At 69.6% G+C, this 21,741-nt stretch carries 15 protein-coding genes; 10 read left to right on the top strand and 5 right to left on the bottom strand.

Annotation, left to right across the window (positions count from 1 at the left end):
• Positions 1-13: 13 nt before the first annotated feature.
• Positions 14-3,493 (bottom strand): DNRLRE domain-containing protein, encoded by a 3,480-nt coding sequence (locus ACIRPU_RS27465; protein WP_403871906.1) that lies wholly within the window; start codon positions 3,491-3,493, stop codon positions 14-16.
• Positions 3,494-4,006: 513 nt separating this feature from the next.
• Between ACIRPU_RS27465 and ACIRPU_RS27470 the strand changes: the two genes are divergently transcribed.
• The 5 genes from ACIRPU_RS27470 (at position 4,007) to ACIRPU_RS27490 (ending at position 14,043) form a co-directional block, all read left to right on the top strand.
• A complete protein-coding gene (locus tag ACIRPU_RS27470) occupies positions 4,007-11,746 on the top strand; it encodes a DddA-like double-stranded DNA deaminase toxin (protein ID WP_403871908.1) in 7,740 nt (2,579 codons plus the stop codon).
• Positions 11,746-12,252 (top strand): Imm1 family immunity protein, encoded by a 507-nt coding sequence (locus ACIRPU_RS27475; RefSeq protein WP_403871910.1) that lies wholly within the window; start codon positions 11,746-11,748, stop codon positions 12,250-12,252. Before ACIRPU_RS27470 ends, ACIRPU_RS27475 begins: the two co-directional genes overlap by 1 nt.
• A complete protein-coding gene (locus ACIRPU_RS27480) occupies positions 12,245-12,913 on the top strand; it encodes a hypothetical protein (protein ID WP_403871912.1) in 669 nt (222 codons plus the stop codon). The genes ACIRPU_RS27475 and ACIRPU_RS27480 overlap by 8 nt, the downstream gene beginning before the upstream one ends.
• 4 nt (positions 12,914-12,917) lie before the next feature.
• Positions 12,918-13,385 carry a hypothetical protein gene (locus ACIRPU_RS27485; protein WP_403871914.1) on the top strand — a complete coding sequence of 156 codons (468 nt, stop codon included), beginning with the start codon at positions 12,918-12,920 and terminating at the stop codon, positions 13,383-13,385.
• An 85-nt stretch (positions 13,386-13,470) separates the two neighbouring features.
• On the top strand, positions 13,471-14,043 hold the full coding sequence (locus tag ACIRPU_RS27490) for a dihydrofolate reductase family protein (protein ID WP_389508376.1): 573 nt from the start codon (positions 13,471-13,473) through the stop codon (positions 14,041-14,043).
• On the opposite strand, the gene ACIRPU_RS27495 is transcribed toward ACIRPU_RS27490, so the two are convergent.
• Entirely contained in the window at positions 14,013-14,300 is a 288-nt protein-coding gene (locus tag ACIRPU_RS27495) for a DUF397 domain-containing protein (protein ID WP_403871916.1), read from the bottom strand. The genes ACIRPU_RS27490 and ACIRPU_RS27495 overlap by 31 nt on opposite strands.
• 7 nt (positions 14,301-14,307) lie before the next feature.
• A complete protein-coding gene (locus tag ACIRPU_RS27500; protein ID WP_403871918.1) occupies positions 14,308-15,159 on the bottom strand; it encodes a helix-turn-helix domain-containing protein in 852 nt (283 codons plus the stop codon).
• A gap of 194 nt (positions 15,160-15,353) precedes the next feature.
• Here ACIRPU_RS27500 and ACIRPU_RS27505 point away from each other — a divergent pair, with 194 nt between their 5' ends.
• Both ACIRPU_RS27505 and ACIRPU_RS27510 read left to right on the top strand, forming a co-directional pair.
• A complete protein-coding gene (locus ACIRPU_RS27505) occupies positions 15,354-15,755 on the top strand; it encodes an ATP-binding protein (protein WP_403871920.1) in 402 nt (133 codons plus the stop codon).
• 103 nt (positions 15,756-15,858) lie between these two features.
• Positions 15,859-16,128, top strand: a complete 270-nt coding sequence (locus tag ACIRPU_RS27510; RefSeq protein ID WP_403871922.1) for a hypothetical protein — start codon at positions 15,859-15,861, stop codon at positions 16,126-16,128.
• 68 nt (positions 16,129-16,196) lie between these two features.
• Here ACIRPU_RS27510 and ACIRPU_RS27515 read toward each other — a convergent pair whose 3' ends face one another.
• A complete protein-coding gene (locus ACIRPU_RS27515; RefSeq protein ID WP_403871924.1) occupies positions 16,197-16,595 on the bottom strand; it encodes a hypothetical protein in 399 nt (132 codons plus the stop codon).
• Between the two features lie 36 nt (positions 16,596-16,631).
• Positions 16,632-18,332: a sodium:solute symporter family protein gene (locus ACIRPU_RS27520; RefSeq protein ID WP_403871926.1), complete on the bottom strand. Its 1,701-nt coding sequence runs from the start codon at positions 18,330-18,332 to the stop codon at positions 16,632-16,634.
• A gap of 149 nt (positions 18,333-18,481) precedes the next feature.
• Here ACIRPU_RS27520 and galT point away from each other — a divergent pair, with 149 nt between their 5' ends.
• The 3 genes from galT to galK are packed head-to-tail and all read left to right on the top strand — an operon-like array spanning position 18,482 to position 21,692.
• The gene (gene galT, locus ACIRPU_RS27525) at positions 18,482-19,543 is read left to right on the top strand and encodes a galactose-1-phosphate uridylyltransferase (protein WP_355704439.1); all 1,062 of its coding nucleotides are present in this window, start codon (positions 18,482-18,484) and stop codon (positions 19,541-19,543) included.
• On the top strand, positions 19,540-20,535 hold the full coding sequence (gene galE / locus ACIRPU_RS27530) for a UDP-glucose 4-epimerase GalE (RefSeq protein WP_403871928.1): 996 nt from the start codon (positions 19,540-19,542) through the stop codon (positions 20,533-20,535). The genes galT and galE overlap by 4 nt, the downstream gene beginning before the upstream one ends.
• The gene (gene galK / locus ACIRPU_RS27535; RefSeq protein WP_403871930.1) at positions 20,535-21,692 is read left to right on the top strand and encodes a galactokinase; all 1,158 of its coding nucleotides are present in this window, start codon (positions 20,535-20,537) and stop codon (positions 21,690-21,692) included. Before galE ends, galK begins: the two co-directional genes overlap by 1 nt.
• Positions 21,693-21,741 lie beyond the last annotated feature (49 nt).

The following is a 21,741-nucleotide window of genomic DNA, read 5'->3' on the forward strand; positions in this document are numbered from 1 at the left end:
AGTCGCGGGCGGGTCAGCCGAAGCGCAGCTTCGTCGTGGCCCACGCGCTGTCCGCGCTGATCACCGCCGTGCCCGTGCCGATCACCGCGGCACCGCCCTTGTAGAAGTAGACGCTCCCGGCGCTGGACAGGGCCCAGAGGTCGGGAACGCCGTCGTTGTCGACGTCCGGGGTGCCGTACAGGTGGCTCGTGGGCACCGTGGTGGTCGACCATCCCTCGGCGTAGACCTCGTCGGCGCCCGTCTTGGAGGCCGCCGCCGTCGACAGGGAGGCGATGGTGGAGCCCCCGGCGCTGTCCTTGACGCCGAACCGCAGGTAGAGACGGCTGGAGGAGCCGGATCGCCACAGCAGGTCGGGGGCGCCGTCGGCGTCGTGGTCGCCGACCGAGACGAGGTCGCGGTCCAGCCACGCCGTGGAGGCGATCTTGGTGACTGTCAGGAACGTGGCGCCGGTGTAGCCCTCGAAGGCCCAGAGCTCACCGCCGGTGGCGGTGGCGAACAGGTCGACGCGGCCGTCCGCGTCGTAGTCGCCCACGATGATCTGGTCGAAGGTCGCCGGGTCCGGGGAGCCCGAGGGGAGCCGGACGGTCATGCGCCGGGAGATGTCGACGCTGCCGTACCCGTCGCCGGGGTAGACGTACAGCTTGCCGTCGGGCATCCGGGAGAAGACGTCGCCGATGCCGTCGGCGCCGAGGGCGTCGCCGCCGTGGGCGATCAGCGCCGCCGTGCCGTCGGCACCCACCCAGTAGGCCGGCGCGTGGTCCACGCCGTCCTCGTCCGGGTCGGAGAGCAGGCCGACGCCGTCGTCGTGGGCGGCTTCCATGCCGACGTGCAGGTCACCGGCGGTCGACGAGGGGTACATCCACAGGTTGCCGCCCGAGCTGATCGCGAACAGGTCGGGGGTGCCGTCACCCGTGGTGTCGCCGTCCTCGTCGGCGGTGTCGCGCGGGGTGACGTAGAACAGGTACTTCGTGCCGATCGAGACATTGCCCGCGCTGTCCACGGCCCGCGCGTACAGCACGTTGGGGCCGGCGAGCGGCGGCGGCAGCGACACGGTCGTCGAGGCGCCCGCGGTGACGGTCTTGCTGCTCGCGTAGGTCGTGGTGTTGAAGGACCACTGGAACTTGGTGACGTCGGTGTCCTCGTCCGGCGCGAAGGTGAAGTTGCCGGACGTGCCGAACTTCACCGTCGACCAGACCGAGCCGTCCTCGTCCGCCGCCGGGAAGGCGGTGGAGGTGATCAGCGGCTCGTTGGGCACGCTGCTGTCGTAGATGAACCGGCACACGTACGGATCGGAGGTCGGCGCGTACGGCGAGGCGGCCCCGCTGGAGTCGATCGCGCGCACCCGCCACGAGTACTGGTAGCCGTTGGTGAACGACGACTTGGCGACCGTGACCGACGCCTTGCCGGCGCTGGTGACCGTGACGTTCTTGTCGAGGATCTTGCTGTCGCCGTAGCCGGTCCGCCACAGCTCGAAGTCCAGGTACTTCAGGTCCTGGCGGGTGGAGATGTCGTCCGGGTCGGAGGAGGCGGCCGACAGCACGAGATCGCGTTTGCCGATGTGCAGGTACGGGGTGGTGCGGTCGCAGGTGCCGCCCGGCGTCTGGACGACCGAACTCGGCGTCTTCGGCTTGCGGTTGTAGACGAGGGTGAGCTTGGGGGCGCTGTCGCCCTCGGCGCGGAACTTCTTCCAGGCGTACGCCGAGTCCTCGGTGCTGGCCCGCAGTCCGATGGTCATCGAGGACCAGCCGCCGTCCGCCGCGTCCTGCGCGACCGACTTGGCGTCGTAGCTGACGTAGGAGTCCGGGCAGGAGGAGTTGTAGCCGTACGCGAAGGACTTGGTGCCGATCTCCGACTTCCAGTCCGGCTGGTTGTTCCACGTGGTCTTGGAGGAGATCCCGGAGGTCAGCCACACCTGGGTCTCGCGCGCGGAGCACGACCAGGAGTAGGTCTCGCGCAGCCGGATGGAGGCCGAGGAGATGCTGGCGCCCTTGATGCTGGTGGACCAGCCGAGCTTGAAGAACGAGCGGGACAAGCCCCAGGTGGTGGACTCGAAGCCGACGCGGGCCTCGGTGGTTCCGCTGTTGTAGTTGGCGCCGTCGTAGAAGCTGGAGCTCGGGTACTTCTTGTAGGCCGTGGTCCAGTTCTTCGTCTTGCCGTAGATCGTGGGGTCGACGAAGACCGGGTAGACGGTGTCCGCGTCCGTGAGCAGGTCGGTGTCCGGCACGATCGACAGGGCGGTGGAAGCGGTGCCCGGGGCGCTCAGCTCGGTTCCGGCGAGCGCCAGATGGGTGCCCGGGTCGGGGCCGGCGAGGCCCGGCAGGGCGAACACCTGGGCGTCGGTGAGCGCGGCGGACGACGCCTGGCGGAAGGCGGCCGGGTCGGCGGTGGCCGCGCCGGTGTCCCCGGTGGCGGGATTCTCGGTGGTGGTCGCCGTCGGCGCGTCGGTGTCCTGTCCGTCCTCGGGCGCGGCGCTCTCCTCGCCGACCGGCGCGCCGGGTTCCTCGGAGTACGACGGGGCCGGCTCGGCGGCCTCCTCGGTCGGCTCGGGGTCGGCGCCCTCGGTGACGGCGTACGTGCCGGCGGAGTCCCACAGGTAGGGGGTGGGGGAGACGGCGATCTCCTGGCCGTCGCGGTCCGTGCCGGTGACGATCTTCGTGACGGGGTCGAGGTGGAAGGTCAGGTCGGGGGAGGAGAGCCCGTAGGACAGCCGGGTGAGCGCGGGGTCGGCCGCGGCCTCGGCGCTGTGCACGACGAGGACGTGGCTGAAGCCGCCGGCCTGGGCCGTCAGCATCAGGTCGACGCCGTCGAGGACCTCGCGGTACAGCGCGCTGGCCCCGCTGACCGCCGGCTCGGGCAGGGTGCCGGGCCAGCTCAGGGTGATCTCGTGGCCGCCGCTGGTGAGGGTGGCGAGCTCGGAGAAGCCCTCCGTGGCGTCGGCGACCCGCACGGCGTCACCGCCGCGCGCGACGGTGTAGACGGCGGGGCGCACGACCGTGGACGCCGGGCCCGTGCCCGAGGCGCCGCGGCCGTCCGTGCTCTTCGCGCCGCTCGCGCCGCTTCCGCTGCCCTTGCCTGCCTTGCCGCCGGCCGAGAACACCACGGGATCGACGGTTGCCCTGGCGGCCCAGCCCTGTGCGGTCCGGGCCAGGCTCGTGTCGATGGGCTTCCAGACCCCGTTCACCCGGGCCCGCACCGGCGCCCCGTGGGCGACCAGCTCGAAGCTGCCGTCCGGGCGCGCGTACGTCGTGGACGTCTCGTCCCGCATCGCGGTGACCTCGACGCGCTTGCCCGCCGCGACGGCCCGCGCCTGCGCGGCGTCCTGGTCCAGCGGACGGGCGGCGGCCTTCTTCGTCCCGGCGGGGGCGTCGGCTGCGCCGGGGTCGTCGAACAGCGGCACGGCCAGCAGCCCGACGCCGATCGCGCCGGCGACGGCTGCGGCGACCCCTGCCCGGCCGCGCCCGGACGCGGGCAGGCCGAAGCGACGACGTTCCATGGGCTTGCGCCCCCTCCCCCTGAAATCCCGGGCGAGCCCGAGATTCTGTGAATGAGCTATGTCGCTCCCGGGGATCTGCTTTTCGCATTCCACGCCCGGAAAGCGCGCACCAGAGCATCGCCGATGCCGTGGAGATTGCGCCACACCGCTCGGTCGCCTTTGCCTTTCCGTGACCTTGGAGGTGAGGCGAGGCGGCCCTCGCGTACGTCTAACAGGTGGGGCTGAGCAGGGAGTTCGCGTCCCGGGCGTCTTGCGCCAAACGATCACAATTTGCCCATGCGTGGCAGTGCATTGACCGGCATTTGACCTGGTCTTTCAGTTATTGAGCCATGCACGTATCTTTTTCTGCGGACTGCGGAATTTCTCCGGTGAGCTAAATCACGCGCCTTCTCGGACCTGTTGACTTTCCATGAAGATTTGCCAGAACATTCGTGCTCATCAATGGCCGGAACTGTGGGCGCGGGGGCTGTCGCTGTGTGGGGATCGCTGTCATGGAGCGGCAGGGGGTGGCGTGTGAGCACACGTGCCGAACGCCGCAGACGGGCGCGGATGCGCGCCGGTGTGGTCGGTGCGCTCGCCGTGGCGCTGGTGCTGGGCGTCTCGCCCGCCGCCGTGGCGCTGCCGCCGGGTGACGACCGAAGCGGCGTCGACCTGGTCGACCTGCCGGACGCCGAGCAGGCGGAGGGCGAGGAGGGCGGCAATCTCGCCGAACTGACCACGGCCGAGGCCGAGCAGCCCGTCGAGTACGACCCGAGCCAGGTCACCGCCCCCGTCGGCGGCACCGCGACGAAGGACCTCACGGGCCTCGCTCCCGGCGACCTGGTCCCGCTCACCCAGGCTGACGGCAGCACGCTCCCCGTCGAGGTCGGCGCCCCCGAGGACGCCACGGCGGCCGAGGCCACGGCCCTGGAGGGCGAGTGGCAGGTCACCCTCGCCGGCCAGGGTGAGATCGCCACCACCGCCATCGAGGGCGTGGCGCTGACGGTCACCCCGCCGGCGGAGGCGACCGGCGACGCCGTGATCGCCCTGGACTACACCGACTTCTCCGAGCTGTACGGCGCGAACTGGGCGGACCGGCTGTCCTTCGTGCAGTACCCGGCCTGCTTCCTGACCACCCCGGACACCGAGGGCTGCTCGGAGCCGACCGAGGTCTCCACCGACAACGTGGTCGCGCAGACGGGCACCGACGCCGACGGCGACGCGGTGTTCGAGCGCCGCATCCTGGCGACCGTCGACACCGAGGTCCTCGCGGCGGGCGGCACCAGCGCTTCGACCGCGTCGACGGCCGCCGCCTCGGACGAGGGCACGGTCACCGACGGCGTGTACCGGAAGGCCGGTACGCAAGACGGCGCCCGGCTGGCGACGCTCGCCGCCGCGACCGCCGACGGCTCCGGCTCCTCCGTCCTCCTCGCCACCGACTCCGGCTCCGGCTCCAAGGGCGACTTCGGCGCGACCCCGCTGGTCAGCGCCGGTTCCTGGTCGGCCGGAGGCAACGCGGGCGGCTTCACCTACTCGTACTCCCTCCAGACCCCGAGCGTCCCCGGCGGCCCCTCGCCGTCGGTGTCCTTCGGCTACAACTCGCAGGGCGTGGACGGCCGCACCTCCGCCTCCAACAACCAGCCCTCCTGGGTCGGCGACGGCTGGGAGTACAACGCGGGCTCCATCACCCGCACGTACACCTCCTGCCGCGACGACCAGACGAACGGCAACAACACCAAGAAGACCAGCGACCTCTGCTTCGGCTCGTACAACGCCACGCTCACACTCGGCGGCACGACGACCGAGCTGGTCCTGCCCGACAGCGCGAGCAGCCCCTACGGCGACAAGTGGGTCACCGCGAACGACGACGGCTCGCGCGTCGAACTGCTGCGGGACACCGCCCTGGACAACGGCGACGCCGACGGCGAGTACTGGCGCGTCACCACCCGCGACGGCACCCAGTACTACTTCGGCAAGCACAAGCTGGCCGACGACTGGGCGAGCGGCGACCCGGTGACGAACTCGGTGTTCACCGCGCCCGTCGCCGGCAATCAGTACGGCGAACCCTGCTACATGGCGGGCGACTTCGCGGGTTCCTTCTGCGACCAGGCCTGGCGCTGGAACCTCGACTACGTCGTCGACACCAACGGCAACGCGATGACGCTGTGGTGGGCCAAGGAGACCAACCACTACGCGAAGAACAACAAGTACAAGACGCCCGTCTCCTACGACCGCGGCGGCTGGCTCAAGCGCATCGAGTACGGCCTGACCACGGCCGACCCGTACGCGACCCCGATCTCCAAGGTCACCTTCGACGTCGACGAGCGCTGCTTCAAGGAGGGTGAACTCGCCTGTACGGCGGAGGGCGACGAGAACGACAACTTCGCCTCCGGCGACTTCGCGAAGAACCGCATCTGGTACGACACCCCGGCCGACCTGTACTGCGCCGCCGGCAAGGAGTGCTACGTCCCCGTCCCCACCTTCTGGTCGCGCAAGCGGCTGGCCCAGGTGACGACGTGGACCCAGCGCACCCAGGGCTCCACGGCCCTGTCGAAGGTGGACAGCTGGACGCTCCAGCAGTCCCTGCCCGCCGACCTCACCGACGAGGGCACCGCCCTGTGGCTGGAGTCGATCACCCGCACCGGCTACGACACCGAGGGCGAGTCCCTCACCCTCAACCCGGTGCAGTTCCTCGCCAACAGCCAGCCGATGCCCAACCGGGTCAAGGAGGGCGCGAACGACCCGAACCCGGCCTTCGACCGGCTGCGCATCGCCCGCGTCGTCAGCGAGTACGGCGGCGAGACCGTCGTCACCTACAAGGCGCCGTCGGGCGCGTGCAGGACGGGCAGCGGCTTCCCCGCACCGGACGCGAACACCGGCCTGTGCTTCCCGGTGTTCTGGAACGCCGACCCGGACGTCGAGACCACCGACTGGTTCAACAAGTACGTCGTCGAGTCGGTCCAGGAACTTCCGGCGCTCACCGGCGTCGAGGCGATCACGACCACCTACGACTACCTCGGTGATGGGGCCTGGGCCCTGAACCAGGCCGAGTTCTCCAAGAAGAAGACCCGCACCTGGGACCAGTGGCGCGGCTTCGCCCGCGTGCGCACCTACACGGGCGCCGACAGCGACGCCGCGTACGTGTCCACCAAGCGCGGCATGACGGAGACCCGCTTCTTCCGGGGCATGGACGGCGACCCCCTCTCCGGGGGCGGCACCCGCTCGGTCACCGTCAAGGACTCCGAGGGCGTCACCGTCGCCACCGACGAGGAGCCGTTCGCCGGCCGCGTCGCGGAGTCGCTCACCTACGCCTCGGCGACCGCCGACACCTGGCTGACCAGGACCGTCGACAAGCCGAAGGCCGTGAAGCTGGCCTCCCGTGCCCGCTCCGGCGGCATCCCGGACCTCAAGGCCTGGCGGGTCCTCACCCCCGAGTCCCTGACCTACACCCGTTCCTCCGGCGCCGGCGACGACAAGCGCACCGTGCGCGTCCTGCGCACCGTCACCGACTACGAGGACACCTACGGCCTGCCGACGCAGGTCGCCGAGTACAACGACTGGTCGGCGGACTCCGCCGTCAACAACTCCGACGACGACACCTGCACGGTGATGTCGTACGTCCACAACACCGCCAAGCACCTCATCGGCCTGGACCGGCAGACCCTCACCACCGCCGGCACCTGCGCCCAGGCGGCCACGGCGACGGCGGCCGACTGGATCGACGGCTCGCGGGTCGCCTACGACGGCCAGGCCTACGACGCCGCTCCCACCAGCGGCAACGCCACCGCCACCTGGGCGATCACCGGCACCGGCGGCGGCTGGGTCAAGGACGGCGAGGTCACGTACGACGGCTACGGCCGCACGACGTCCACGAGGAACGCCGTGGCCATCGCCAACGGCGACACCGCGAAGGCCGTCACGACCTACGTCCCGGACACGGGCCAGGTCTTCCAGATCACCACCACCAACGAGCTGAACCAGAGCGAGACCAGCACGCTGGAGCCCGGCCGCGGGGTCGCCCTGACCGACCAGGACGTCAACGGACGCGTCACCACCTACACGTACGACGCCCTCGGCCGCGCCACCCAGGTGTGGAACCCGTCCCGCGCGACCTCCAAGTCGCCGTCGGCGAAGATCAGTTACGACACGACGATCGGCCAGCCGGTCTCGATCACGACCGAGTCGCTCACCGACAGCGGCGACTACGGCGTCTCCACCGTCATCTACGACGGCCTCGGCCGCGAACGCCAGAAGCAGGAACCGGCGGTCGGCGGCGGACGCCTCATCACGGACACCCTGTACGGCGCCAACGGCACCATCCGGCAGACCAACAACGCCTACTACGACAAGGACGCCCCCTCCACCGTCCTGTTCGAGCTGGAGTCGGACTACCAGGTCCCCAACGCGACGCTGTACGCGTACGACGGCCTGGGCCGCACCCTCACCGAGACCCCGTACCTCAACGGCACCGAGGTCCCGGCGAAGGCGAGCCGCTACGAGTACGGCCTCGACAACTCCACGGTGATCAACCCCACGGGCGCGGCCGCCCAGCGCACCTGGTCCGACGCGATGGGCCGCACGGTCCGCGTGGACACGTACACGGACGCGCTGCGCGCCGCCTACCGCTCGACGACGTACACGTACGACGAGCGCGGCGACCGGGTGGAGGCCAAGGACTCCCAGGGCAACGCCTGGACCTGGGAGTACGACGCCCGGGGCCGCGAGATCGAGGCGACCGACCCGGACGCGGGCACGACCACGACCGCGTACGACATCCTGGACCGGCCGCAACTGGTCACGGACGAGAACGCGGCCGTCTACACGGTCTACGACAAACTGTCCCGCCCGATCGAGCAGCACAAGGACTCCGCCACCGGCACCCTGCTGGCGAAGACGACCTACGACACGCTGATCGGTGGCGTCGGTCTGGCGACCTCGCAGACCCGTTACACGGACGGGATGGCCTACACCACGGCGGTGACCGGCTACACGGCCGACTACCAGCCGACCGGCCAGAAGATCTCGATCCCCGAGTCGGTGGCGCTCTCCTACGGCCTCCAGAAGGACTACGTCTACAGCTTCGAGTACTCGGACTCGGGCGTCGTCCAGGCGGTCAACCTGCCGTCGGTGGGTACCCTGCCCGCCGAGAAGATGGTGATCCGCTACAACGAGGACGGCCTGCCCGTCTCCACCTCGGGCCTGGCCTGGTACACCGCGCAGACCTCGTACTCCCCGTACGGCCAGGTCCTGCGCACGGCCAGCGGCGAGAACCCCAACCGTGTCTGGACGACCAACCTGTTCGACGAGGCGACGGGCGAACTGACCCAGAGCATCGTCGACCGCGAGTCGACCAGCGACACCACGGCCGTCACCGGCCACCGCGTCAACGCCCGTTCCTACGCCTACGACCCGGCCGGCAACGTCACGTCGATCGCGGACACCGCGAACTCGACGACCGACCGTCAGTGCTTCACCTACGACGCGCTGGGCCAGTTGAGCGAGGCATGGACCGCCCCGACCAGCTGCACGGCCACCGGCAAGACCGCGGCGGCCCCGAAGTACTCGGACGGCACGACCAATGTCACGGCGGCGAACAGCGGCTACTGGCAGTCGTACACGTACGACGCGATGGGCAACCGGAAGAAGCTCGTCGAGCACGACCCGGGGCTGGACACCACCAAGGACGCCACGACCGACTACACCTACGGCAAGGCGGACGGCACCCAGCCGCACACGCTGACGGGCATGTCGTCGACCTACAAGGCTGACTCGGGCGCACAGGTCACCAAGGCCACGAGCCTCACCTACGACGACGCGGGCAACACGCTCACGCGCACGTACGACGGCTCCGAGCAGGCACTGACCTGGACCTGGGACGGACAGGTCGAGAAGGCCACCGGCTTCGGCGAGAACGGCGCCGGCGCCTGGCTGGGCCTGGCGAACAAGTGCCTGGACCTGGCCGGCGGTCTGACCACGGCCGGCACTCCGCTCCAGCTGTACACCTGCAACGGGTCCAAGGCGCAGAAGCTCCGCATCGACGCGGCGTCCTCCGCGACCCCGTCGACGGGCGCGCTGAAGGTTCTGGGCAAGTGCGTGGTCCCGAAGGACAGCGGCACGGCGAACGGCACGCCGGTCGTCATCGCCGACTGCACCGGCGCGACCGCCCAGCAGTGGACGGCGACGTCCACCGGCACCCTGAAGCACGTCTCGTCGGGCAGGTGCCTGGACGTCCCGAGCTCCAACTCGGCCGACAGCACCGACCTCCAGCTGTACACCTGTGACGGTTCGGCGAAGCAGGCGTGGGCGCCGGACAAGGAGACCAAGTACGTCTACGGCGGTGACGGCCAGCGCCTGATGGCGATCTCCGCCACCGAGCGCACCCTGTACCTCGGCGAGTCGACGATCTCCGTCAACGCGGCCGGCGGTCCCGCCTACACCGAGCGCTACTACTCCCAGGCCGGCGCCCCGACCGTGATGCGCCACGCGCAGGGAACGGGCACGGCGGAACTGTCCGTCCAGATCACGGACCAGAACGGCACGGCGTACGCCAACGTGGCGCTGACGTCCGGGAACAAGGTCAAGTTCTCCAAGACGGACGCGTTCGGCGTGGAACGGTCGGAGCCGGGCACGTGGCGCTCCCACCAGGGCTATGTCAGCGGCGGAGAGGACACGAGCAGCGGCCTCGTCCACCTGGGTGCGCGGGAGTACGACCCGAACACGGGCCGTTTCCTGTCCGCCGACCCGGTCCTGGACATGGCCGACCCGGTCCAGATGAACGGCTACGTCTACTGCGAGAACAATCCGGCCACCTTCGCCGACCCGTCGGGTCTGGCGTCGGAGGGCGGCAGCGCGGAGTACGGAGGCCCCTCGGCGTCCGACGAGGCGTCGGCGAAGAAGACGCTCGCCACCTCGGTGGCGGATGTGATCCTGTCCATCGGCTGGGCCGCTCTGAAGGAGTTCGTCGGCTGGGACAGCGTGGTCGGCTGCTTCTCCCGAGGTGACGTCTGGTCCTGCGGCGACCTGTTCCTCAACGCCATCCCCTGGACGAAGGCGTACAAGGCCTTCGGCATCGCCAAGGCGGCGTACCGGATCGCCAAGGCGATCAACGCGCTGATGAAGGCCAAGGAGAAGGCCCGCAAGATCATCGAGCTGGCCCGCAAGGCCCGTGAGCTGGCCCGCAAGGCGGCCGAGGCCAAGAAGAAGGCGGCCGCACTCGCGGCGCAGCTCAGAAAGAAGGCCAAGGAAGCGGCGACCCGGCAGGCCAAGAAGGCTGCACAGAAGACGGGTAACGCGGTCCAGAAAGCGAAAAAGGCGGCTGCGAAGAAGTCGGAGCCGAAACCGCGGCAGGCGAGGGCGAAGGACGAGTCCGGGGGAGGCGGCAGCTGCTCGAAGAAGGAGGCCAACAGCTTCGTCCCCGGCACCCGCGTCCTGATGGCCGACGGCACCACCAAGCCGATCGAGCAGGTCGAGAACGGCGACAAGGTCCTGGCGACCGACCCGGAGACGGGTGAGACGGCCGTTGAGACGGTGACTGCCGAGATCGTGGGCGAGGGCGTCAAGCACCTGGTCAAGGTGACCGTCGCGATCGGCGACGGCGAGCGGACCGCCCAGGTGACGGCCACCGAAGGACACCCGTTCTGGGTCCAGGAGTTGGGCGAGTGGGTCGACGCCACGGACCTGCGGAGCGGTGAGTGGCTGCGCACCAGCGCCGGCACGTACGTCCAGGTCACGGCGGTCGAACGCTGGACGACCCAGCGGGCCACGGTTCACAACCTGACCGTCAGCGACCTCCACACGTACTACGTGCTTGCGGGTACGTCACCTGTCCTCGTCCACAACTGCGGCAGCGCGCCCAACCACGTCAAGCAGGCTCAGGACGAGCTGGCCGGTGAACGCCAGACGACCGGCCGGATCTTCGATGGAGACGGGAACGCACTCGGCGCGGACGATGGGGTGCACCAGCTGACCAGCGGTACGGACATGCTTTCTCCGCGAGCCAACGCCTATCTGCACCAGGCCGCCGGTAACGGCGTCGGGCCGCGCATCAACCCGCGCGGAAGGTATCCCCAGGACACCCACGTCGAGACCAAGTACGCGGCCTGGATGAGGGACAAGGGCATCACCGAGGTGGACGTGGTGATCAACAACGCGGCGGTGTGCAGTGACTTCCACAACTGTTCGACGGCGGTCAGGGCGATACTCCCGAAGAACTCCGTCATGAGAGTGTGGGAAGCCGGGGCCAAAGAGGCGAAAGAGTTTTGGGGAACAGCTTGATGCTCAACGTGCGGTCGGGCGCCACGTACTCCTACGCGCAGACGTGGCCCGAGATGGCTGAACTGATCACCCGGGCCGTCGAGGGGCAGCGGTTCGAGGTTCCGGGTGTCGGGGCCGGCGACAACGTGCTGTTCTTCTTCGCCGACCGGCGGCACACGGCGGACACCTACGACTGGTGGCCGGACAACCATCTGCACGTCAGCGTCAACGTGGCGACCGGCTACGGCGGCCTCGTCTGGTACGTCAGTCCGGATCGTGCCGATGCGGCAGGAGACGAGACGTCCCAGTGGTGTTGGGTCTCCGACAACCCCACTCCACCCGACTTCGATCCCCAGGTGCTCTCCGATCCGCACAGCCCGCTCTGTTTTCATCCGCGGAGCACGGTGCCCGTCGAGCAGATCCGGGCCGCGCTGGAGGAGTTCTGCCGTAAGGGCACGGGCGACCGGCCGGAGTCCGTCCGATGGGTACACGGTGAGATCAACGGCGAGCGGCTCGACGATGAGTAGCCGCACCGGGCGTCGAACTGCCTTCGGCACGGTGGCGGGGCTGTGCGCGCTGCTGTCGGCGTGTGACGTGGCGAGCGGTGGGGGTGGTGGCAGTGGCGACGGTCTGCTGAAGCCCACCGCGCAGCCGGGCGCCACGGTGCGGGCCGGCGGCCTGGGCAGCGCGGCGCTGGTCTCGCGCGACACGAGCGGCTTCACCGTGTCCACGCCGGACGACGCCCGCGAGGTGCAGGTCACGCAGGACGCCTGCGCTCCGCTGGCGTACGCCCTGTCCGGCACGGCCGTCGGCAAGCCGGCCACCACGGTCGTACGCAAGGCCACCGGCGAGGGCGCCACCGTCACCGTCGTCCTGGCCGAGTACGGGTCCGACCGGGCCCAGCAGGCGATGGACGCGATCGCCACCGCCCTCGACGAATGCGCGGCCGGCTTCACGGCCACGGTCGACGGCGACGAGCACAAGGTCGGCAAGGTCGCCCCGGAACTCGCTCCCGAGGGCGTGGATCAGGCGATGGCCGTCGGCGCGACGGTGGCTCGGTCCTCCGGCAAGGCCACCCCGACCAAGGCCGTGGTCCTCCGCTCGGGCAACACGGTCGCCTACCTCAGCGGCACGCCGTCGGTCCCGGCCACGGTCCTGGACGCCCAGTTGGTGAAACTGCGAGGCTGACCGCATGAAGCTGCGAGCGACGGTCCGGCGGGGTGTGCGCCTCGGCGTGACGATCGGCGCCTGGCCCGCGGGGATCGTCGGCACCCTGTGCCTGGTGGCGGCGTTCGTCTTCCTGACCGGCGGCCACGACGGCACCGCGGGGAAGCTGACGATCGCGGGCGCGTGCGCCGTGCTCGGCAGCATGGCGGTGGGCGTCACCCTGGGCACGGCCACCGGCCTCGCCCTGGCGCTCGCACCCCGCGGCCTCCTCACCCGCCCCCCGCTGCGCGGCCTGCTGGCGGCACTCACCGCCGGGCTGCCGGTCGCGGCCCTGTCCGTCGCCGCCCTCACCGGGGACGGCTACACCCTCGCGAGCTACCCGCCGTCGATCCACTTCCTCACCTGGTCGGCGACCCTGACGATCGCCCTGGTGGCGGCGGCCCGCAGCGGTGACATCGCCGGGTGCGGCGCCGGCTGCGGCGCCGATCTCTGACGGGCGCCGATGAGTTTCGCCGCGATCCGCGGTCAGAGATCATGACCGAACCGGCAGCGACGCCCCGACACCCCGAGGACCTCACATGCGCACCCTGATCAGCACCGCGTTCATCTCGCTCGACGGCGTCGTCGAGGCACCGGGCGGCGAGCCCGGTTACCGGAACGCCGGATGGACCTTCAAGGACATCGAGTTCCTGCCCGAGGCCTTCGAGATCAAGGGCCGGGAGCAGACCGAGGCCACCGCGATGCTGCTGGGCCGGACCAGCTATGAGGCGTTCAGCCCCGTGTGGCCCGACATGGCGGACTTCGCCGACTACAAGGTGATGCCGAAGTACGTCGTCTCCACCACCCTCACCGAGGACGACCTGGTGTCGAACTGGGGCGAGACGACGATCCTGCGCTCGCTCGACGACGTCGCCGCGCTGAAGGAGACCGAGGGCGGCCCGATCATCGTCCACGGCAGCGCCTCCCTCAACCAGTCCCTCTCGGACGCCGGCCTGATCGACCGCTACCACCTGCTCGTCTTCCCGCTCCTGCTCGGCGCGGGCAAGCGGCTGTTCAGCGCCACGGACAAGGACACCCAGAAGCTGAAGCTCGTCGAGCACGAGGCGTACGCCAACGGCCTTCAGAAGAACGTCTTCGACGTCGTCCGCTGAGGCGCGAGTCCGGCGCGTATCCCTGCCAGGAGGTGAGCGAGGGCGACGGGCGTGGCGGTGAGGGCCGTGTCCGGGGCGTCGCTCTCACGGAGGTGAAGGGCCACGGGGGCGGCGGAAGCGGCGAGTTCGACGCAGGTGTTGCCGTTGCCGCCGTCTGAGAACGTGGACTTCTGCCAGGACGCGGCGAGTTCGATGCACGTGTCCCCTTCGCCGCCGTCGGAGAACGTCGACTTCTGCCAGCGCAGGGTGTGGTTCATGAGGGCCTCACAGCTCCTTCGTCAGGCGGTGAATGAAGTCCCGCGACGTCAACGGGTCCAGCGACGCGTCCTCCACTCTACGAAGGAGTGTTCGGAGCCGGTCCAACTGTGGTTCCTCATCGATGAACACGACCCCGGTCGGGGCGTCCCGTAGGCCGGTGTCCAACCGAGGCACCGGGCCTCCCGCGTACACCATCGAGGCTCCGGCACCGGCGAAGCCGTCCTGATCGGTGGGGATGACCCGCACAGTGACGTGACCCTGCTCGATCTGGTCGAGAATCCAGCGGAGTTGAGATAGGGAGACCTGACGGTCCGCCACTCTGACTCGCAGGGCGAACTCATGGACGATCGTCTCGTACGGGGTGGACGCGACCCCTTCGATGACGGAGCGCCTCCTCGTCCGGTACTCGACCCGGGGCGCAAGTTCGCTCTCGGCCAGCTCCGGGCGCATGTACCTGAAGACTGCTCGGGCGTAGTCCGGGGTCTGGAGGAGGCCGGGGACGCGGTTGATGACGACCTCGCGTAGGAAAGCCGCATGATGCTCGGCCTCGGCCACATCCAGGTTCACCTGAGGCAGGACTCCCCGGTATTCGTCCCACCATCCACGTGAGCGATCGCCCGCCATGGCCGCGAGCGCGTCGATGAACGCCTCGTCCGTGCAGGCGTAATGCTCGGCGAGGCGTCGGATGCGCTCCGCGCTGACGGCCGCGATGCCTGCCTCCACCTGACTCATCTGGGCCGAGGTCGAGTTCAGGAACGCTGCGACCTCGCGGGCCTTGAGCCCCGCCGCCTCGCGCAGTTTGCGCAGCTCCGCGCCTAGGCGCACCTGTCGCGCGGTGGGATGGGCCCTCGCCGCCATGTGTTCCCCAACGTCCTTGTTGTTGTGCCTCGTTCGAGTGTCAGATTACGGCAGTGGCTTGCGGAGGCGAAAATTATCGCCTTACCGTCAGTGGCGCACCGCACACGCTGCGGAAGTGCACCGCTTCGTCCTGCCATGACGGCTGCGGCAATGCCACCGCGCGTAAATCCCCTCACTTCACTCGGAGTTGACGCATGTCCGATCCCTGGGAGTACTCCCTCCACATCCCCTGCGATCCCCGCGCTGTCACGGTCTGCCGCCGCACCCTGCGCCTGATCCTCACCCTGCACGGACTGATCCACCTCGTGGACACGGCGGAGCTGCTCGCCTCGGAGCTGGTCTCCAATGCCGTACTGCACACCAAGGGCCCCGCGTGCCTGCGTCTCCGTTTCCGGGACGGGGTCCTGCAGATCGGTGCCTGGGACGCGGACCCCGAGCCGCCCGAGCCGCCGGGACGGCTGGAAGGGCTGACCGAGGCCGAGAGCGGGCGCGGGATGGCCCTCGTCCGGGCCTGCTCGGACCTCTGGCACTGGCAGCCGCTGACCCGGATGGGGCATCGGGGCAAGCTCGTGTGGTGCGAGCTGGTGGCGGCATAAGGCTCAGTCCGTGGTGCAAAGCCGATAATCACGACATACGGTGCGTAACCGTAACGTCTCGCTCTGTAGCGAGGCACGCCATCCAGACGGAAAAGGGTATGCAATGCGCAAGCTCCGCAACACCGCTCTCGTGGCCGCCATGATCGCAAGCCTCGGCGTGGCCGGCGCCGGATTCGCCTCCGCCACGGTCTTCGGCGCGGACGGGGACTCCCGGGAGTGTGCCAACCACGTGGAGAACATCTCGTTCGGGCTCATCAACATCCCGAACCTGAACCTCCCGCTGCTCGGCCTCTCGTCGAACCAGGACGCGACCCAGCAGATCTGCAACAACGGGGACGACGCCATCAACGCGAACGTCGCCGACCACGAGTAGACGCACTGAGCCGGCTCCGGGATCCGGCGGATCGGATCCCGGGGCCGGCTCACCTCGCGACCGGGCCGCTACTCGCCCCGCGGGGACTCCCGGGGCCCCGGGGACTCCCCGCCCAACGCCTCCGGCGGCAGCGTCGGGGTGACCGGCGCCACGGGCCGCAGCTTCAGCCAGGCCAGGAAGAAGATGCCCAGGCCCAGCATGGCCAGGCCGGTCCACAGGTTGATGTTGATCCCCTGGGCCTTGTCGATCTCCGCGTCGCTGTCCGTGATGCCGGCGATCGTGACGATCACGCCGTAGACGACGAACAGGCCGCCGATGATGCGCCGCAGGTCGAAGATGCGGGCCGCGGTCGCGGACTTCTCCTCGAGTTCCGTGACCTCCCGCTGGAGGTCGGCCTCGGAGTACCCCGCCCGCCGCAGCCGCTCGGCAGCCTCGGCGCGCTCAGACGGTTCGAATTGCTCGGACATGGTCTCTCCAGTCTCCCGCGGTATTCGCGACCGGGCTCAGAACGAGAACGGGATGTAGCAGACGGCGGCCAGGACGATCGCGCTCCAGCCCAGCAGCGCCGGACGCCGATACCACGCGTCGTCGCCCGCCGCCGGCGGCTCCGCCATGCCGGGGGAGACGGTGCCGTAGACCAGGCCCTCGAGCTCCTCGGCCGGCTTGGGGGCGGTGAAGAGGGACACCGCGAACATGACCACCGCGCCCGCCACGAAGCCCGCGATCGCGGAGACGAAGTTCGCGCCCTGGTCGGTGGGGATGCCGATGATGTCCTGCTTGTAGAGGACGAAGTAGTTGACCATCGCGGCCGTCGTGCCCGCGAGCAGGCCCCAGAAGCCCGACTTCCTCGACGCCCGCTTCCAGAACATGCCGACGATGAAGACGACGAACATCGGCACGTTGAAGAAGCTGAACAGCGTCTGGAGGTAGCTCATGATGTTCGAGAAGGACGAGGCGAGGAACGCCGTGCCCACCGAGGCCGCCACACCGATGGCCGTGATGAGACGGCCGAAGCGCACGTAGTACGTGTCCTCCCGGCCCCGCACCACGTACTTCGCCCAGATGTCGGTCGTGAACACCGTGTTGAAGGACGACACGTTCGCCGCCATGCCCGCCATGAAGGCGGCCAGCAGGCCGGTCACCGCGATGCCCAGTACACCGTTGGGCAGCAGCTCCTGCATGAGGTACGGGATCGCGTCGTTGTACTGGAGATCGGAGTCGGCCGTGCCGATCTTCGGCACCAGCACCGCCGCCACCAGGCCCGGGATCATCACCAGGAAGACGATGAAGATCTTCGGGAACGCGGCGATGAGCGGGGTGCGCTGGGCCGCCGACAGGTTCTTCGCCGACAGGGCGCGCTGCACCTCCGCGAAGTTCGTCGTCCAGTAGCCGAACGAGAGGACGAAGCCGAGGCCCAGCACGATCGTCAGCCAGTTCGCGCCGAGCGGGTTGTCGCTGCCGATGCCCGTGCCGCCCCAGGCGGTGACGAAGTCGTCGCCGTGGGACTCGGTCAGGGAGTCCGTCAGGCCGTCCCAGCCGCCCACCTTCTTCAGGCCGAGCACCGACAGCGGGATGAGCGCCGCCAGGATCACGAAGAACTGGAGGACCTCGTTGTAGATCGCCGAGGAGAGACCGCCGAGCGTGATGTAGGCCAGCACGAAGGCGCCGGCGACCACGATCGCCACCCACTGCGGCCAGCCCAGCAGCGCCTCGACGACGATCGCGAGGGCGTACAGGTTCACGCCGGAGATCAGGATCGCCGCGAAGGCGAAGAGGGCCGAGCTCAACAGGTGGGCGCCCCGGTCGAAGCGCAGCAGCAGGAACTCGGGGACCGAGCGGACCTTGCTGCCGTAGTAGAACGGCATCATCACCAGGCCCAGGAAGACCATCGCCGGGATGGCGCCGATCCAGTACCAGTGGACGGTGTACGCGCCGTACTGCGCGCTGTTCGCGGCCATGCCCAGGATCTCGGTCGCGGCCAGGTTGGCCGAGACGAACGCGAGGCCCGTGATCCAGGCGGGCAGGGAGCGTCCGGAGAGGAAGAAGTCGAGGCTGGTCTTCACCGATCTGCGGGCGGCGAAGCCGATGCCCAGGACCACGACGAAGTAGATGCCGAGGATCGTGTAGTCGAGCCAGTTCGTCGGGAGGCGTAGCTCTGCCGCCAGCTGTGCTGCCGTGTAGGCCGGGTCTGTGGGGGTTCGCATGCCCTGCTCACTTCTTTTGGTGTTCTTTGTTTGGTTGTGACGATGACTCGCGTGGGGGTTTATGGTTTTATGTGTTTGGTTCTGTTGGAAGCTTCGCTAGGTGTACGGATCTAGGTCTGCGGGTCTAGAGGTACGGATGGAGAGTCGCGGTGAAGAAGACCTCGACCCGCTTGGCCGACGGTCGTGAGCTGATCTACTACGACCAGCGGGACGACTCGGTGCGCGACGCGGTGGACAGGCGTCCGCTGGACCCCACGGTCACCACTTCGGAGGTACGGCGGGACCCCCTGCTCGGCGATTCCATCGCCGTGGCCTCGCACCGGCAGGGGCGCATCTACCACCCGCCGGCCGACGAGTGCCCGCTCTGCCCCTCCCAGGGCGACCGGCTCAGCGAGATCCCGGACTCCTCGTACGACGCCGTCGTGTTCGAGAATCGTTTCCCCTCGCTGGCCGGCGACTCCGGGCGCTGCGAGGTGGTCTGCTTCACCTCCGACCACAACGCGTCCTTCGCCGACCTCACCGAGGAGCAGACGCGACTGGTCCTCGACGCGTGGACGGACCGGACGTCCGAGCTGTCGCATCTGCCCTCCGTGGAACAGGTGTTCTGCTTCGAGAACCGTGGCGCCGAGATCGGCGTGACACTGGGTCACCCGCACGGGCAGATCTACGCCTACCCGTTCACCACTCCGCGCACCGCCCTGATGCTGCGTTCGGTCGCGGCGCACAAGGAGGCGACCGGCGGGGAGAACCTCTTCGACGCCGTCCTGGAGCGCGAACTCGCCGACGAGCGGGTGGTCCTGGAGGGTGAACACTGGGTCGCGTTCGTGCCGTACGCGGCGCACTGGCCCTACGAGGTGCACCTCTACCCGAAGCGCCGGGTGCCGGACCTGCTCGCCCTCGACGAGGAGGCGCGCACAGAGTTCCCCCAGGTCTATCTGGAACTCTTGAGGCGCTTCGACCGGATCTTCGGCGAAGGTGAACCGCCCACGCCGTACATCTCCGCCTGGCACCAGGCGCCGTTCGGCGCGCTGGAGGAGTTCGAGGGTGTCAACCGGGACGACTTCGCGCTCCATCTCGAGCTTTTCACCATTCGCCGCACTTCCGGCAAGCTGAAGTTCCTCGCGGGCTCCGAATCAGGCATGAACGTCTTCATCAACGACGTGCCGCCGGAGTTCGCGGCCCAGCGACTGCGAGAGGTAGCGAGTTCATGAGCGGGACCACCGGAACGAGCGGCAAGTATCTGGTCACGGGCGGCGCGGGCTACGTCGGCAGCGTGGTCGCCCGGCACCTGCTGGAGGCCGGCCACGAGGTCGTCGTCCTCGACAACCTCTCCACCGGTTTCCGCGAAGGCGTCCCGGCGGGCGCCTCGTTCATCGAGGGCGACATCCGCGACGCCGCCAAGTGGCTCGACGACTCCTTCGACGCCGTGCTCCACTTCGCCGCGTTCTCGCAGGTCGGCGAGTCCGTCGTCAAGCCAGAGAAGTACTGGGACAACAACGTCGGCGGCACCATGGCCCTGCTCGGCGCCATGCGCGAGGCCGGCGTGCGCAAGCTGGTCTTCTCGTCCACGGCGGCGACCTACGGCGAGCCGGAGCAGGTCCCGATCGTGGAGAGCGCGCCGACGAAGCCCACGAACCCCTACGGCGCCTCCAAGCTCGCCGTCGACCACATGATCAGCGGCGAGGCCGCCGCCCACGGGCTCGGCGCCGTCTCCCTGCGGTACTTCAACGTGGCCGGCGCGTACGGCGAGCAGGGCGAGCGCCACGACCCCGAGTCGCACCTCATCCCGCTCGTCCTCCAGGTCGCGCAGGGCCGCCGCGAGGCCATCTCCGTCTTCGGCGACGACTACCCGACCCCCGACGGCACCTGCGTCCGCGACTACATCCACGTCGCCGACCTCGCCGAGGCCCACCTCCTCGCCGTCGCCGCCGCCGAGCCGGGCGAGCACCTCATCTGCAACCTCGGCAACGGCAACGGCTTCTCCGTGCGCGAGGTCATCGAGACCGTCCGCGAGGTCACCGGCCACCCGATCCCCGAGGTCGTGGCCCCCCGACGCGGCGGCGACCCGGCCACCCTGGTCGCCTCGGCGGCCACCGCCCGTGAGCGGCTGGGCTGGAACCCGTCCCGCGCGGATCTCGCGGGTATCGTCGCGGACGCGTGGGCGTTCGCGCAGCACATCGCAAGCAGCGCAAGGGAGTCGTAGTGGGGGCACAGGAAGTTCGCGAGGGTTTCGTCCGGCTGTACGGGGCCGAGCCCGAGGGCGTCTGGGCGGCGCCCGGCCGCGTCAACCTCATCGGCGAGCACACCGACTACAACGACGGCTTCGTGATGCCCTTCGCGCTGCCGCACATCGCGGTCGCGGCGGTCGCACGGCGTACCGACGGTGTGCTGCGGCTGCACTCGGCCGACCTCGACAGCGGCGTCGCCGAACTGCGGCTGGACGACCTGGCGCCCGAGTCCGACGGCAGCTGGACGGCGTACCCGGCCGGAGTCGTCTGGGCGCTGCGCGAGGCCGGCCACCAGGTGACCGGCGCCGACATCCATCTGTCCTCGACGGTTCCGTCGGGCGCGGGTCTGTCGTCGTCCGCGGCGCTGGAGGTCGTCGTGGCCCTGGCGCTGAACGACCTCTACGACCTCGGGCTCCAGGGCTGGCAGCTCGCCCGCCTGTGCCAGCGCGCCGAGAACGTCTACGTCGGCGCGCCCACCGGCATCATGGACCAGACGGCGTCCGCGTGCTGCGAGGCCGGCCACGCGCTGTTCCTCGACACCCGCGACCTCTCGCAGAAGCAGATCCCCCTCGACCTGGCCGCCGAGGGCCTGCGCCTGCTCGTCGTCGACACCCAGGTCACGCACGCCCACAGTGGTGGCGAGTACGGCAAGCGGCGGGCCGGCTGCGAGAAGGGCGCCGCCCTCCTCGGCGTCGACGCGCTGCGCGACATCGCGTACGCCGACCTGGACGCGGCCCTCGACCGGCTCGGCGACGAGGAGGAGGTCCGCCGCCTGGTCCGCCATGTGGTGACGGAGGACCAGCGCGTGGAACAGGTCGTCGCCCTGCTGGAGGCGGGCGGCGACAGCCGTGCCGTCGGTCCGATCCTGACGGCGGGCCACGCCTCGCTCCGGGACGACTTCCGGGTCTCCTGCCCCGAGCTGGACCTCGTCGTCGACACCGCCCTCGCCCACGGGGCGCTCGGTGCGCGGATGACCGGCGGCGGGTTCGGCGGGTCGGCGATCGTGCTGGCCGAGGCCGCCGATGTCGAGACGCTCACCAAGGCCGTCGAAGAGGCGTTCGCGGCCGCGGGGCACAAGGCTCCGCGCGTGTTCGAGGCGGTCCCGGCGGCGGGGGCGCGTCGGCTGAACTGAGTTCTTCCCGTCCCGACCCCGAGTTCTTCCCGCCCCGACCCCGGGGACC

It is taken from the genome of Streptomyces sp. NPDC102259 (genome assembly GCF_044766465.1).
In the GTDB taxonomy this organism is placed as follows: Bacteria; Actinomycetota; Actinomycetes; order Streptomycetales; family Streptomycetaceae; genus Streptomyces.

Excerpts from the sequence above, each read along its gene's own strand:
- ACIRPU_RS27465 (WP_403871906.1), bottom strand. The coding sequence starts at position 3,493 with ATGGAACGTCGTCGCTTCGGCCTGCCCGCGTCCGGGCGCGGCCGGGCA.
- ACIRPU_RS27475 (WP_403871910.1), top strand. The coding sequence starts at position 11,746 with ATGCTCAACGTGCGGTCGGGCGCCACGTACTCCTACGCGCAGACGTGG.
- ACIRPU_RS27480 (WP_403871912.1), top strand. The coding sequence starts at position 12,245 with ATGAGTAGCCGCACCGGGCGTCGAACTGCCTTCGGCACGGTGGCGGGG.
- ACIRPU_RS27485 (WP_403871914.1), top strand. The coding sequence starts at position 12,918 with ATGAAGCTGCGAGCGACGGTCCGGCGGGGTGTGCGCCTCGGCGTGACG.
- ACIRPU_RS27490 (WP_389508376.1), top strand. The coding sequence starts at position 13,471 with ATGCGCACCCTGATCAGCACCGCGTTCATCTCGCTCGACGGCGTCGTC.
- ACIRPU_RS27495 (WP_403871916.1), bottom strand. The coding sequence starts at position 14,300 with ATGAACCACACCCTGCGCTGGCAGAAGTCGACGTTCTCCGACGGCGGC.
- ACIRPU_RS27500 (WP_403871918.1), bottom strand. The coding sequence starts at position 15,159 with ATGGCGGCGAGGGCCCATCCCACCGCGCGACAGGTGCGCCTAGGCGCG.
- ACIRPU_RS27505 (WP_403871920.1), top strand. The coding sequence starts at position 15,354 with ATGTCCGATCCCTGGGAGTACTCCCTCCACATCCCCTGCGATCCCCGC.
- ACIRPU_RS27510 (WP_403871922.1), top strand. The coding sequence starts at position 15,859 with ATGCGCAAGCTCCGCAACACCGCTCTCGTGGCCGCCATGATCGCAAGC.
- ACIRPU_RS27515 (WP_403871924.1), bottom strand. The coding sequence starts at position 16,595 with ATGTCCGAGCAATTCGAACCGTCTGAGCGCGCCGAGGCTGCCGAGCGG.
- ACIRPU_RS27520 (WP_403871926.1), bottom strand. The coding sequence starts at position 18,332 with ATGCGAACCCCCACAGACCCGGCCTACACGGCAGCACAGCTGGCGGCA.
- galE (WP_403871928.1), top strand. The coding sequence starts at position 19,540 with ATGAGCGGGACCACCGGAACGAGCGGCAAGTATCTGGTCACGGGCGGC.